14 protein-coding genes are annotated in these 13,387 nt (G+C 70.8%); 11 read left to right on the top strand and 3 right to left on the bottom strand.

Going from position 1 to position 13,387, the window contains the following annotated elements; all coding sequences use genetic code 11:
• The first annotated feature begins 52 nt into the window (after window positions 1-52).
• Complete coding sequence (locus ABGA98_RS10040; RefSeq protein ID WP_347617917.1) at window positions 53-1,549, top strand: alpha/beta hydrolase; 1,497 nt, start codon at window positions 53-55, stop codon at window positions 1,547-1,549.
• A gap of 10 nt (window positions 1,550-1,559) precedes the next feature.
• A complete protein-coding gene (locus tag ABGA98_RS10035) occupies window positions 1,560-2,348 on the top strand; it encodes a maleylpyruvate isomerase family mycothiol-dependent enzyme (protein WP_347617916.1) in 789 nt (262 codons plus the stop codon).
• Between the two features lie 137 nt (window positions 2,349-2,485).
• On the opposite strand, the gene ABGA98_RS10030 is transcribed toward ABGA98_RS10035, so the two are convergent.
• From ABGA98_RS10030 to ABGA98_RS10020, 3 genes are all read right to left on the bottom strand, one after another.
• On the bottom strand, window positions 2,486-2,842 hold the full coding sequence (locus ABGA98_RS10030) for a VOC family protein (RefSeq protein ID WP_347617915.1): 357 nt from the start codon (window positions 2,840-2,842) through the stop codon (window positions 2,486-2,488).
• Between the two features lie 92 nt (window positions 2,843-2,934).
• Window positions 2,935-3,663 (bottom strand): YafY family protein, encoded by a 729-nt coding sequence (locus ABGA98_RS10025; RefSeq protein ID WP_347617914.1) that lies wholly within the window; start codon window positions 3,661-3,663, stop codon window positions 2,935-2,937.
• 115 nt (window positions 3,664-3,778) lie between these two features.
• Window positions 3,779-4,801, bottom strand: coding sequence for a PHP domain-containing protein (locus ABGA98_RS10020; protein ID WP_347617913.1), 1,023 nt, complete (start codon window positions 4,799-4,801; stop codon window positions 3,779-3,781).
• Window positions 4,802-4,973: 172 nt separating this feature from the next.
• Between ABGA98_RS10020 and ABGA98_RS10015 the strand changes: the two genes are divergently transcribed.
• From ABGA98_RS10015 to ABGA98_RS09975, 9 genes are all read left to right on the top strand, one after another.
• Entirely contained in the window at window positions 4,974-5,387 is a 414-nt protein-coding gene (locus ABGA98_RS10015) for a hypothetical protein (protein ID WP_347617912.1), read from the top strand.
• Window positions 5,388-5,390: 3 nt separating this feature from the next.
• Window positions 5,391-6,536: a glutathionylspermidine synthase family protein gene (locus tag ABGA98_RS10010; RefSeq protein ID WP_347617911.1), complete on the top strand. Its 1,146-nt coding sequence runs from the start codon at window positions 5,391-5,393 to the stop codon at window positions 6,534-6,536.
• 42 nt (window positions 6,537-6,578) lie between these two features.
• Entirely contained in the window at window positions 6,579-7,010 is a 432-nt protein-coding gene (locus ABGA98_RS10005; protein ID WP_347617910.1) for a DUF350 domain-containing protein, read from the top strand.
• A 103-nt stretch (window positions 7,011-7,113) separates the two neighbouring features.
• A complete protein-coding gene (locus tag ABGA98_RS10000) occupies window positions 7,114-8,238 on the top strand; it encodes a helix-turn-helix domain-containing protein (RefSeq protein ID WP_347618341.1) in 1,125 nt (374 codons plus the stop codon).
• 103 nt (window positions 8,239-8,341) lie between these two features.
• Window positions 8,342-9,238: an ACP S-malonyltransferase gene (locus ABGA98_RS09995; RefSeq protein ID WP_347617909.1), complete on the top strand. Its 897-nt coding sequence runs from the start codon at window positions 8,342-8,344 to the stop codon at window positions 9,236-9,238.
• Window positions 9,235-10,191, top strand: coding sequence for a beta-ketoacyl-ACP synthase III (locus tag ABGA98_RS09990; protein WP_347617908.1), 957 nt, complete (start codon window positions 9,235-9,237; stop codon window positions 10,189-10,191). The genes ABGA98_RS09995 and ABGA98_RS09990 overlap by 4 nt, the downstream gene beginning before the upstream one ends.
• A 92-nt stretch (window positions 10,192-10,283) precedes the next feature.
• Window positions 10,284-10,523: an acyl carrier protein gene (locus tag ABGA98_RS09985; RefSeq protein ID WP_043614464.1), complete on the top strand. Its 240-nt coding sequence runs from the start codon at window positions 10,284-10,286 to the stop codon at window positions 10,521-10,523.
• A 49-nt stretch (window positions 10,524-10,572) separates the two neighbouring features.
• Window positions 10,573-11,805 (top strand): beta-ketoacyl-ACP synthase II, encoded by a 1,233-nt coding sequence (gene fabF / locus ABGA98_RS09980; RefSeq protein ID WP_347617907.1) that lies wholly within the window; start codon window positions 10,573-10,575, stop codon window positions 11,803-11,805.
• A gap of 1 nt (window position 11,806) precedes the next feature.
• The gene (locus ABGA98_RS09975) at window positions 11,807-13,231 is read left to right on the top strand and encodes a carboxyl transferase domain-containing protein (RefSeq protein WP_347617906.1); all 1,425 of its coding nucleotides are present in this window, start codon (window positions 11,807-11,809) and stop codon (window positions 13,229-13,231) included.
• The last annotated feature ends 156 nt before the right edge of the window (window positions 13,232-13,387 follow it).

Genomic DNA, 13,387 nt, shown 5'->3' with positions numbered 1-13,387 from the left:
ACGTATTGTGGGCACTACTTCCCCCGGAGAGACGAGGGGAAGTTCCATCGATATGCGACGTGTCCTAGCCGCCGCCCTGCTCGTGACCGCAGCCGGCTGCTCCACCGCACCAGCCGAGCCCGCCACGGACGCCCCCGGCGAGACCGCCACGATCGACTGGGGGCCGTGCACCGACATCGAGCGTCCCGATGGTGAGCCCCCCGCCCGCCAGGACAGCTCAGTGCGGTGCGGAACGCTCGCGGTGCCGCTCGACTACGACGAACCCGACGGCGAACAGCTCAACCTGGCGCTCATCAAGCTCCCCACCACCGGCAAGGACAAGCGGCTCGGATCCGTGGTGTTCAACTTCGGCGGCCCGGGCGCGTCCGGCGTCGACACGCTCGACCAGGCGGCCAAGGCGCTCACCACGCTGCGGACCCGCTACGACCTGATCAGCTTCGACCCGCGCGGCGTCGATCGCAGCTCGGGCGTGCGCTGCGGCGACGCCTCCGAGCTCGAGGCGTACACCTCGCTGAACACGCTGCCCCCCGACGAGGAGACGCACCGGCGCGCCACGGCGGCCAACAAGAGGTTCGCCGAGCTCTGCGAGCGCGACTCCGGCAAGATCCTGCCCCACGTCGGCACCGTGAACGCCAGCCGCGACATGGACCGCATCCGCGCCGCCGTGGGCGACTCCAAGCTCAACTACGTCGGCATGTCCTACGGCACGCAGCTCGGCGCCGTCTACGCCACCGAGTTCCCCCACAACGTGGGCCGGATGGTGCTCGACGCGCCGCTCGACCCGACGGTCTCGTTCGAGCAGCGCACGCTGGCCCAGACGCGCGGCTTCCAGAAGGCGTACGAGAGCTTCCTGCGCTCGTGCGTCAAGACCACGTGCGCGCTCGGCAAGGACGAGGCCACCGCCGACCGCAACGTCGAGAACCTGTTGATGAAGCTGACCACCAAGCCGCTCAACGTTCACGGCCGCACGCTGACGCAGGGGCTGGCCTCCACCGCCGTGGCCGCCGCCCTCTACTCCGAGCTGACCTGGCCGTTCCTGGAGCAGTCGCTCAGCGAAGGACTCAAGGGCAACGGCGAGGCGCTGCTCTACCTCGCCGACAACTACACCGGGCGCAGGGATGACGGCACCTACTCCACGCAGATGACCAGCTTCCCTGCCATCACCTGCGCCGACACCGCGGAGCGCCCCAGCAGAGCCGAGCTGCGGCGCACCGAGGCGGCCGCGCTGAAGATCTCGCCGCTGTTCGGCAGCGAGGGCTCGGGCGGGCTGTGCCGGGTCTGGCCGGTCAAGGGCAGCAACCAGGCGCGGCACGTGGACGCCACCGGGTCCGCGCCGATCGTGGTGGTGGGCGGCAAGGGCGACCCGGCCACGCCGTACCAGTGGGCGCCCAAGCTGACGTCCCAGCTCAAGACGGCCACGCTGGTGACGTACGAGGGCGAAGGGCACGGGGCGTACCTGTCGGGCAGCAAGTGCGTGCGCGGGCTGGTGGACGCGTACCTGCTCGACGGCAAGGTGCCCGAGAAGGGCGCCAGCTGCCCGGCGGCCTAGGCTGGGTCAGGTGACGCAGAACAACACTCAGAACGCGGGCCAGGAGACGGAGAACGAGTCGCGTGAGGCGCGCATCGCGGGGATAGAGACCGAGGCCGCGCGCCTGGCCGCCCTGGCGGGCGACCTGTCGGTGACGGTGCCGACGTGCCCGGGATGGACGCTCGCGGAGCTGGTCACGCATGTCGGCCAGACCCATCGCTGGGCGGCCCACGTGCTGCGCAACCAGGTGCGGGAGAAGATCTGGTCGCGGCAGGTGCCGAGCGGGCTGGCCGAGGGGCGCAGCGGCGACTCCGCCTGGCTGATGTCGGGGGCCGCCGAGCTGCTCGACACGTTGCGCACCACCGATCCGGAGCTGGAGGTGTGGACCTGGGGCCCGGACCGGCGGGCCGCGTGGTGGACACCCCGGATGCTCTTCGAGCTGGTGATCCACCGGGTCGACGCCGAGCTCGCGCTCGGCCTCGACCCGGTCGTCCCGGCGGAGACCGCCGTCGACGGCGTCGAGGAATTCCTGCACAACCTGCCGCACGCCGCCTGGGTCACCCGGTCGCTGGCCGGGCTCGGTGTGGAGGGGGCCACGATCCACCTCCACGCGAGCGACGGCGAGGGCGAGTGGACCATCACGCAGGGCCCCGCCGGGAAGATCACCTGGGTGGGCGGCCACGCCAAGGGCGACACCGCCGTCCAGGGCCCGGTGTCGGATCTGCTGCTCATGCTCTATGGCAGGCGCTCACCCGGCGACCTGACCGTGCACGGCGACCGCGACCTGCTCGGCCGCTGGCTGGCCGCCGTCGACTTCTGACGATCGCCCTGGACGCGCCGCCGCTCGGCGATCGGCGGCGTGTCCAGGGCATCAATGGTGAACCGCTCCGCGCGGAGCGGCCCGGGCGGGGGCCGGTGGTCGCGGGGAAGGCGCTCCCCCGGCCAGCGCCCGGATGATCACCTGCGGTGGAAGACCCCGAAGACGCTGCCGGACACGTCGCTCATGTAGGCGAAGTCGGTGCCGGCGCCGTCGTCGATCACCTTCATCAGCACCTTGCCGCCGAGCGACTCGCTCTTGGCGCAGGTCTCCTCGACGTCGGCGACCTGCACGTGGAAGATCGCGTGGTTGGGAAACTCGCCCTTGGTGTTGAACAGCCCGCCCATCGGCTGGTCGCCGCCCGGCCGGCTGATCGTGCGGTAGTCGATCGGGCCGCCCTCTCCGGTGAAGGCCCAGCCGAACAGGCCGCCGTAGAATCTCTCGGCGCCCTCGGGGTCGTCACTCGCGACCTCGAACCACGTCACCGTGTTGTCCATCATCGTCTCCTCAGTTCTCGAACGGGACAACGATCTAACGGCAGAGCGACAACCCTATGTCGGTGTTTCCTCTTGATTTTTCGAGCACGAGTTCAGTCGAGGGTGGTGCCGTGGACGACCATCTCGGGCACGTCGGTGGCGAACCCCTCAAGCGGGCGCTCGGGGCAGCGCTCGCCGGTGACGGTGGCCGAGGCGATGCGGTCGAGGCGGAAGACGCGTACGTCGTCGCGGAGCCGGCACCACGCCACGAGATACCAGAAACCGCCGCGCCCGCCCAGGAACACCCCCGGCTCGACGTCGCGCGAGGTCAGCGCGCCCTTGGCGTCGGCGTAGTCGAGCCTGAGCACGCGGCGGCGCAGCAGCGCCTCCTCGATGGCCCGGGAGATGCCCTCGGCGCCCAGGGGCTGGATGCCGGTGGCGGGCTGGTCGGGCGGCTGGACGAGCTGCACCCGCCGGGCCAGCTCTCTGGCGAGCTCGCCCTCTGGCCCCGGCATCGCGGCCACCACCTTGCGTAACGCGCTGCGGGCCTGACGGCCGAAGGGCTGGTCGCCGGCCTGGCTGAGCGCCACCGCGATCGCCACCGCCTCGGCCGGGCTGAAGTTGAGCGGGGGAAGGGACATCTTCCTGTCGATGGCGTAACCGCCCTTGCGGCCCGGCTGGGCGTAGATCGGGACGCCGGACTCCTGCAGCGCGGTGATGTCGCGCTCGATCGTGCGCACGCTCACCTCGAACCGCCCGGCGAGCTCGCGGGCGGAGCGGCAGCGCGGCGCGATGGCACGCAGGTCTTCGACGAGCGCGTAGAGCCGGTCGGTACGGTTCACAGCCGCGACGCTACGCCGCGCCACCGACAACCGCGGGCCCCCGCGGCGCCCGGTAACCCCTGCCTCACCGCAGGACTACAAAGACCTGACGACCGGAGGGAGGGTGCTCGGAGCGTCAGGCCCGGGTCCAGTCGAGGAGCCTGTCCAAGGGCCAGGCGTTGACGAGGCGCTCCGCCTCGATGCCGCACATGGCCGCCCGCTCGCAGCCGTACCGCTGCCAGTCGAGCTGTCCCGGGGCGTGCGCGTCGGAGTCGATCGCGAAGACGCACCCCATCTCGTACGCCAGCCGCATCAGCCGCTTGGGCGGGTCGAGCCGGTCGGGCCGCGAGTTGATCTCGACCGCCACCCCGAACCGCCGGCACGCCTCGAACACCAGCTCCGCCTCGAACTCCGACTCCGGCCTGCGCTCCCCGCGCCGCCCGCCGGCCCGCACCACCCGGCCGGTGCAGTGCCCCAGCACGTCCACGAGAGGGTCGGCGACGGCGGTGACCATCCTGCGGGTCATGTCCGCGCCGTCCATGCGGAGCTTGGAGTGCACACTGGCCACCACCACGTCGAGCCGTTCGAGCAGCTCCCGCTCCTGGTCGAGCGAGCCGTCCGGGTTGATGTCCACCTCGATGCCGGTCAGGATCCTGAACGGGGCCAGGCGCTCGTTCAGCTCGGCCACCACGCCCAGCTGGCGCTCCAGGCGCTCGGCCGAGAGGCCCTTGGCCACCGTCAGGCGGGGCGAGTGGTCGGTCAGCGCCAGATATTCGTGGCCGAGCCCTGCGGCGGTCTCGGCCATCTCCTCGATCGGCGACCCGCCGTCCGACCAGTCCGAGTGGCTGTGCAGGTCGCCTTTCAGCGCCGTGCGCAGCGCGGCGGTCTCGGCGTCGAGCTCGACGCCCTCCGTGGCGTGCAACCTTCGCAGGTAGGTCGGAACCTGGCCGTCGAGACTTTCGTTGACCACGAGAGCGGTGACCTTGCCGATGCCCGGCAGGTCGCCGAGCCCATCGGTGCGGGCCAGCCGCACGAGCTCGTCCTCGGGGAGGTCGGCGACGACCGCGGCGGCGCGGCGGAAGGCCCGCACACGGTAGGTGGGCTCGCCTGCGCGCTCCAGCAGGAAGGCGATCTCGCGCAGGGCCATGACCGGATCCATACATCCTCCATAGCCGAAATAAATCGAGATGCACTAATTACTCATTGAACACGGACGGACGCCGCCGCTAGAGTAATCGGCCCATGAAAGCAGGAGCTTGATGGCACCACCGCCACAAACCAGCACATCACCGCGTCCCCGGCGGAAGGCGTCGAAAGCCGTCCCTATCAGCGTGCTGAGCATCTTGTCCCTGATGCTGGTCGGCTGCAGCACGCAGGACGAGGAGATCACCGCGGACTGCGTCGCCTTTGTCGAGGACGAGCCCACCCAGCCCTCCGACGACGACTTCGCCGAGTCTCCGGACGACGACAGCACTCCGACTCCGACTCCCACCACCACCTCCTCTCCGCCCTACGGTTCCTACCGCGTCGTGGACGACGACTACTGCGATGACGACGACTACCACTCCAGCAGCTACAACAGTGGCTCGCGAGGGGCGTACAGGTGGTACTACGGCGGCACGAGGTCCGGCGATCGTGTGCATGGGGGCACCACCTACCGGCCGTCCGACGCGAACATCACCTCCCGCCAGGGGAAATCGATCCAGCGAGGCGGCTTCGGCAACCGCTGGGGCGGCGGGAGCTGACGCGTGCGCCGCGAGCATGACACTCCCAGGTCCGGCTGGGAGAGGACGATCGAGAGCCAGGGCCTGGCTTACCACAAGGCCGCGCACCCGTCAGGGCTGAGCCGCCCCTACTGGGACGAGTCCGTCCACTACGTCTTCTCGATGGGCGAGATCGAGGAGCTGGAGGAGCAGGTCGAGGAGCTGCACGCCATGTGCCTGAGCACTGTCGAGCACGTGGTCTCGGCAGGCCGCTTCGCCGACTTCGCCATCCCCGAGTGGGCGTGGGAGGAGGTCGCGCGCTCATGGGAGCGCCGTGACCCCTACCTGTACGGCCGTTTCGACCTGCGCTACGACGGCACCGGCCCGGCGAAGCTGCTGGAGTACAACGCCGACACGCCCACCTCCCTGGTGGAGTCGTCCGTGGTGCAGTGGTTCTGGCTGCAGGACGTGCATCCTGGTGGCGATCAGTGGAACTCTGTCCACGAACGGCTGATCGACCGCTGGCGCGAGCTGCGGCTGCCGCCGGGGCCCACGCACTTCTCGTTCACGAACACGGACGAGACCGGCGAGGAGGCCATGACGGTGGCCTACCTGCAGGAGACCGCCGAGCAGGCGGGCCTGCAGACCATCTCCATAGCCATGGAGGACATCGGCTGGGACGCGCTCAACCGCTGCTTCGCCGACGTGGATGGACGGATGATCCGCTCGGCGTTCAAGCTCTACCCCTGGGAGTGGATGCTCGCCGACGCGTTCGGCCGGCACGCCGTGCGGCACGCCACCTGGATCGAACCGCTGTGGAAGACGCTGCTGTCGAACAAGGCGCTGCTGGCCCTGCTGTGGGAGCTCTATCCCGGCCATCCCAGCCTGCTGCCGGCCTACCTCGACGGACCCCGTGACCTGACCTCCTACATCGCCAAGCCGCTGCTGGGGCGAGAGGGCGCCTCGATGCGCATCGTCACCCCCGGCGACATCCAGCAGACGCCCGGCACGTACGGCGAGGAGGGTTACGTCTTCCAAGGCTTCGAGGCGCTGCCGGTCTTCGAGGGCCAGCGGCCGGTGCTCGGGGCTTGGGTGGTCGCCGACGAGGCCGCCGGGCTGGGCATCAGGGAGACCACCGGTTTCATCACCGATGACACCTCTTCATTTGTACCGCACCGCATCGCCGACTGACATCCCCGTCCTGAACAGGGACGCTCCTTGATTGGATATGACGTGACGCTTCTCGAAGTCCTCACCCGCGGCGCGGGAGCCATCGCCGCCTACGCGGCCGTCGGCGTGGCCCTGATGATCGTCGGGTTCTATGTCATCGACTGGGCCACGCCCGGCAAGCTGAGCGAGGTCATCCGTACTGAGCGCAACCCCAACGCCACCCTGCTTGCCGCCTCGGCCATGGCGGCCGTCGGGCTGATCGTGGCCGCCTCGATCTGGTCGTCGGGCGGCCGGCTCACGGAGGGCCTCGCGGGCACGGCGGTGTTCGGGCTGGTCGGCATCGTGGTGCAGACGGTGGCCATGCTGATCTTCGACCGGGTGGTCGGCATCTCCGTACGCGAGCTGGTCAAGGAGCCCGACCTGCAGCCGGGCGCGCGGCTGCTCGCGGTGACCCACGTCGCGCTCGGGCTCATCACCGCCGTCGCCGTCATCTGAGGGAGGGACGAGCCGCCGTTCCGGTCAGCCGAGGGGACCTGGCACTCTAGGAGACGTGACAGAGTCGACCCGGGAGGACACCACACGCAGGCTCGAGCGGGCCATGGGCTCGCTCGGCACGGCGGCGATGGCGCGCATGGACGAGCAACTGCCGTGGTTCCGGGCACTCAGCGCCGAGGACCGGTCGTGGGTGGGGCTCGTGGCGCAGGCCGGCATCGCCGCGTTCGTCGAATGGTTCTCGACCGCCGGTGAGGGGCGGCGCACGCCCAGCATCGAGTTCTTCGGCACGGCGCCGCGCGAGCTCAAACGGTCGATCTCGCTCCAGCAGACCGTCGACATCGTCAGGGTCGTGGTCGAGGTGGTCGAGGCGCAGACCCACGAGCTGGCCGCGCCCGGCGGCGAGGACGAGCTCCAGCAGGCCATGCTGCGCTACACCCGCGACGTCGCCTTCGCCGCCGCCCACGTCTACGCCCGCGAGGCCGAGGCCAGGGGGGCGTGGGACGCCAGGCTCGAGGCCCTGATCGTGGACGCCCTGGTGCGCGGCGAGGTGGACGACGGCCTGCACTCCTGGGCCGCCGCCCTGGGCTGGACCTCCTCCCCCGTCGTCGTCATCGCCGGGCACGCCCCCGAGGGAGACCCGCGCGCGGTCATCGACGGCCTGCGGGAGAAGGGCCGCCGCATTGGCATGGACCTGCTGGCGGGGGTCCAGGCCGACCGGCTGATCGTGATCGTGGGCGGCGCGGGCAGCGTCAACGACGCGGCCAAGCAGGTTGTGGCCCGTTTCGGCGTCGGCCCCATCGTCATCGGCCCCGAGGTGGCCGACCTGCACGCCGCCGCCAACTCGGCCAGGGCGGCGCTGGCCGGGCTGAAGGCGTCGTCAGGGTGGCCCGACGCGCCGAGGCCCGTACACGCCGAGGACCTGCTGGCCGAACGGGCGCTCGACGGCGACCTCGACGCCAGGCGGCAGCTCATCGAGAGCGTCTATCTGCCGCTCGCGGGCACCCCGCTGCTCGACACGCTGGCCACCTACCTGGAGCAGGGCACCTCGCTGGAGGCCACGGCCCGGCTGCTGTTCGTCCATCCCAACACCGTGCGCTACCGCCTCAAGAAGATCACCGAGCTGACGGGCTACCAGCCCACCGAGGGCAGGTCCGCCTTCACTCTCCAGGTTGGGCTCATCCTCGGCAGGCTCGCGGAGAGTGCAGAGAGCTGGCGCGCTCTAACGTAACCGCGCCGGAATCCCCACTGTAGGGTTCCTACAAATCACCCTGGACAAAGTTCGTACGGATCTCTATCCGCGTGTCGGACTTCTACAGGGCATGGTGGATTTTGTGCTTGTACTCGTCGCTCCGGGCCAAGGTGCCCAAACGCCAGGATTCCTGGCTCCATGGCTTGAGTTGCCCGGTCTGGCCGACAGGCTCGGCTCGTGGTCCGAGGTCGCCGGGGTCGATCTGATCGCCCAGGGCACGACCGCCGGCGCCGACGAGATCCGCGACACCGCCGTCGCCCAGCCGCTGCTCGTGGCCGCCGCGCTGGCCTCCGCCGAGGCGCTCGGCGCGGCCCCCGACGTCGTGGCCGGGCACAGCGTCGGCGAGTTCGCCGCAGCCGCGCTGGCCGGGGTGCTCACCCCTGAGCAGGCGCTCTCGTTGATCCGCGACCGCGCCCAGGCCATGGCCAAGGCCGCCGCCATCACCGAGACCGGCATGACGGCCGTGCTCGGCGGCGTCGAGGAGGAGGTTCTCGCCGCGATCGACAGACACGGGCTCACCGCCGCCAACATCAACGGCGCCGGGCAGATCGTGGCCGGCGGCACCATCGAGCAGCTGGCCGCGTTCAAGGCCGACCCACCCGCCCGCGCCCGGCTCATCTCGCTCTCCGTGGCAGGCGCCTTCCACACCGCCCACATGGCCACGGCGGTCGAGAGCCTGCGCGAGGCGGCCAGGAACGTCACGCCCGCCGACCCGAGGGTCACGCTGCTGTCCAACTTCGACGGCCGGCCGGTCGCCACCGGCGCCGAGTTCGTCGAGCGGCTGGTCCAGCAGGTCAGCAGCCCCGTCCGATGGGGCGCCTGCATGGAGACCATGTCCGGTCTCGGGGTCACCGGGATCATCGAGCTGCTGCCCGGCGGCACGCTGACCGGCCTGGCCAAGCGCGCCCTGCGCGGCGTGCGGACCGTCGCGCTGAAGACCCCAGACGACCTCGACGCGGCCAGGGAGCTGATCCCGTGAAGATTCCCGACATCGCCCCTGGCGCCAAGGTGCTCGCCTTCGGCCACTACCAGCCCGCCAACGTGGTCACCAACGACGACCTGGCGAAGACCATGGAGACCAACGACGAGTGGATCCTGTCCCGGGTCGGCATCAAGGAGCGCAGGATCGCGCCCGACGGTGAGTCGCTGGAGGACATGGCCACCATCGCCGGCGGCAAGGCACTGGCCGCCAGCGGGCTGTCGCCGGAGGACATCGACCTCGTCATCGTCGCCACGTGCACGCTCGAGACCCAGATCCCCAACGCCTCCGCCATCGTGGCCCACCGCATGGGCATTAAGGCGCCCGGGGCGTTCGACGTCAACGCCGCCTGCGCCGGCTTCTGCTACGCCCTCGGCACCGCCAGCGCCGCGGTGCGCGGGGGTTCGGCCAGGAACGTGCTGGTCATCGGCGCGGAGAAGCTGTCGCAGTGGATCGACTGGACCGACAGGTCCACCGCGGTGATCTTCGCCGACGGCGCGGGGGCCGCGGTGGTGGCCCCGTCGGAGACGCCCGGCATCGGCCCCGTGGTGTGGGGCAGCGCAGGCGACAAGTCCGACGCGATCATCATCAAGGACCGCGCCGACTACCTCCGGCAGGAGGGCCAGACGGTGTTCCGCTGGGCCACCACCGCGCTGCGTCCGGTGGCGCTCGAGGCCTGCTCGCGGGCGGGTGTCGACCCGTCCGAGCTGGCCGCGTTCGTACCCCACCAGGCCAACCTGCGCATCATCGAGGCCATCGCCCGTAAGCTGGGCGCCGACCAGGCCGTCATCGCGCGCGACATCGTCACCGCGGGCAACACCTCGGCCGCCTCCATCCCTCTCGCGCTCTCGCGCATGGTGGAGCGTGGCGAGGTCCGCACGGGCGATCTCGCGCTGGTGCTCGGCTTCGGCGCCGGCCTGACCTACGCGGGCCAAGTGATCGAGATTCCGTAGGATCGGGCACGGTCTGCGCCGTGCCCGCCCAGAGAAAGACTGGTGCGGCGCAGCCGCACAGATTCCCAGGAAACCAAAGGAGAAATAGCGACATGGCTGCCACCGAGCAGGACATCCTCGAGGGCCTTGGCAAGATCATCAACGAGATCACCGGCATTCCGGCGTCCGAGGTGACCCCCGAGAAGAGCTTCGTGGACGACCTCGACATCGACTCCCTGTCCATGGTCGAGATCGCCGTGGCCGCCCAGGACGAGTTCGGCGTCGAGATCCCCGACGACCAGCTCAAGAACCTGAAGACGGTCAAGGACGTCCTCACCTTCATCCAGAACTGAGCCGCAACACCCGATCCGACCAGTACTGATCAGCAAGGGAGCGCGAAACGTGAGTGCGAACCGGGTACGTGTCGTCGTCACCGGGCTCGGCGCGACGACGCCCGTCGGTGGGGACGTCACCTCGACCTGGACGGCGCTCCTCGCCGGTCAGTCGGGTGTCGAGGCTCTCACCACGGACTGGATCGACACCGTCCCCGTGAAGTTCGCGGGGACGGCCGCGGTCGACCCCACCGAGGTGCTGCCGCGGCCCGAGGCCCGCCGCCTCGACCGCAGCGAGCAGTTCGCGATGGTCGCCGCGAGGGAGGCCTGGCAGGACGCCGGCTCTCCCGAGGTGCCGCCGGAGCGGCTCGGCGTCGTGGTCTCCAGCGGCATCGGAGGCATCAACACCACGCTGAGCGCCTACGACACCTACCGCGAGCGCGGCTGGAACCGGCTGTCGCCGTTCACCGTGCCGATGCTCATGCCCAACGGCCCGGCCGCCTGGATCGGGCTCGACCTGGGCGCCCAGGCGGGTGTGCACGCGACGGTGTCGGCGTGCGCGTCCGGCGCCGAGGCCATCGGCCACGCGATGGACATGATCAGGGTGGGCCGCGCCGACGTGGTGGTCGCCGGCGGCACCGAGGCCGCCATCCACGGCCTCAACATCGCCGCCTTCGCGGCCGCGCGGGCCATGTCCACCCGCAACGACGACCCGGCGGGCGCGTCCAGGCCGTGGGACCGCGGCCGCGACGGGTTCGTGCTCGGCGAGGGCGCCGGCATCGTGGTGCTGGAGTCGGAGGAACACGCCAGGGCGCGGGGCGCGCGCATCTACGCCTACTGCTCCGGCGTCGGCTACTCCGCCGACGCGCACCACATCACGCAGCCCGAGCCCGACGGCCGGGGCATCATCATGGCGATGACGCAGGCGCTCACCGACGCCGGCGTCACCGGCCACGACGTCAAGCACGTCAACGCGCACGCCACCTCGACGCCCGCGGGCGACGTCGGCGAGGTGCAGGCCGTGGCCAAGGCCATCGGCACCCACCCGCTGGTGACGTCGACCAAGTCCATGACCGGGCACCTGCTCGGCGGCGCGGGCGGCATCGAGTCGGTCTTCACGATCAAGGCGCTGCAGGAGCGGATCGTTCCCGCCACCATCAACATCGACGATCTCGACGACGGCATCGAGGTCGACGTCGTCCACGGCAAGAACCGCACGCTGCCCGACGGCGACGTGGCCGCGGTCAACAACTCGTTCGGATTCGGCGGGCACAACGTGACCGTCGTGTTTAAGGGGGCATAACGTGACCGTCCTCGACAACCGGGTGGTGACGCCCGGCTCCGATCAGGAGCCTGCCGATCCCCGCGATCCCATCGTCCGCCTGACCGCGCTGCTCGACGAGGGCTCGCTGCGGCTCATCACCCCGGAAGACAAGAGCGGCATGCTGGCCGCGATGGGGCGCGTCGAGGGTGTTCCCGTCGTCGCGTTCTGCAGTGACGCCCGCTTTCAGGGCGGCGCCATGGGCAGCGAGGGGTGCGAGCACATCGTGCACGCCTACGACGTGGCCGTCCGCGAGCGGGTGCCGGTCATCGGCATCTGGCACTGCGGCGGCGCGCGGATCCCCGACGGAGTCGAGTCGCTGCACGCCGTCGGCCGGGTCTTCGCCGCCATGACCAAGGCGTCCGGCGTGGTGCCGCAGATCTCCGTGGTCGTCGGCCCCGCCGCCGGCGGCGCCGCCTACGGTCCCGCGCTCACCGACCTGGTCATCCTGGCCGACTCCGGCCGCATCTTCGTCACCGGCCCCGACGTGGTCCGCAGCGTCACCGGCGAAGACGTCGACAGCGCCGCCCTGGGCGGCACCGATCCGCACAGCAAGCGCAGCGGCGTGGCGCACATCGTCACCAAGACCGAGACCGACGCCTACGTCAAGGCGCGCCAGCTCGCCACGCTCCTCGGCCACCAGGGCCGGATGCGGTCGGGAGAAATCGAGGAAGTGGACTTCTCCACGCTGCTGCCCGACTCCGCGCGCCGTGCCTACGACGTCAAGCCGCTGGTCAACGGCCTGCTCGACGAGCCCGGCCTGGAGCTGCACCCCAAGTGGGCACCGAACATCGTCACGTCGCTGGGCCGCCTCGGTGGCCGGACGGTCGGTGTGATCGCCAACAACCCGATGCGGCTCGGCGGCTGCCTCGACGCCACGTCCGCCGAGAAAGCCGCCCGCTTCGTACGTATGTGTGACGCCTTCGGGGTGCCGTTGGTTGTCCTCGTGGACGTTCCCGGTTACCTGCCGGGCGTCGGGCAGGAGCACGACGGCGTGGTGCGCCGGGGGGCCAAGCTGCTGCACGCCTTCGCCGAGGCGTCGGTGCCGCGGGTCACGCTGATCACGCGGAAGGCGTACGGCGGGGCGTACATCGCGATGAACTCCCGCGCCCTGGGCGCCACCAAGGTCTTCGCCTGGCCCACCACCGAGGTCGCCGTCATGGGGGCCGTCGCGGCGGTGCGCGTCATCAAGCGGCGCGAGCTGGCGGCCGTGCCCGAGGAGGACCGGGCCGAGCTGGAGGAGCGCCTGGCGGAGGAGCACTCGAAGCTCGCCGGCGGCCTGGCCAGAGCGCAGGAGCTGGGCGTCATCGACGAGGTGATCAAGCCTGAGGAGACCCGCGGCGCGATCGCCAAACTGCTCGCCCAGGCGACCCCCGCCCGGGGCGCCCACGGCAACATCCCCCTCTGACAGCCGACGACGCCATCCAGGGCATCCCGGCGCCGTGCCGGGCCGTCTCGGCTCGCTCTCGGCGACGGCTCGCCGTCAGGCTCGACAGCAAGGCCCCGCACCGGACCCGGTGCGGGGCCTTGCTGTCGCCGGGCAGCGGAGCCCGGCCGCGGGGCG

It is taken from the genome of Nonomuraea sp. B1E8, from assembly GCF_039871515.1.
Taxonomy (GTDB): domain Bacteria; phylum Actinomycetota; class Actinomycetes; order Streptosporangiales; family Streptosporangiaceae; genus Nonomuraea.
This window is presented reverse-complemented; position numbering and strand designations above follow the sequence as displayed.

Bases quoted from the DNA above. Each gene is read 5' to 3' on its own strand.
- ABGA98_RS10040 (WP_347617917.1), top strand. From the start codon at position 53: ATGCGACGTGTCCTAGCCGCCGCCCTGCTCGTGACCGCAGCCGGCTGC.
- ABGA98_RS10030 (WP_347617915.1), bottom strand. From the start codon at position 2,842: ATGGACAACACGGTGACGTGGTTCGAGGTCGCGAGTGACGACCCCGAG.
- ABGA98_RS10020 (WP_347617913.1), bottom strand. From the start codon at position 4,801: ATGGATCCGGTCATGGCCCTGCGCGAGATCGCCTTCCTGCTGGAGCGC.
- ABGA98_RS10000 (WP_347618341.1), top strand. From the start codon at position 7,114: ATGGGCTCGCTCGGCACGGCGGCGATGGCGCGCATGGACGAGCAACTG.
- ABGA98_RS09985 (WP_043614464.1), top strand. From the start codon at position 10,284: ATGGCTGCCACCGAGCAGGACATCCTCGAGGGCCTTGGCAAGATCATC.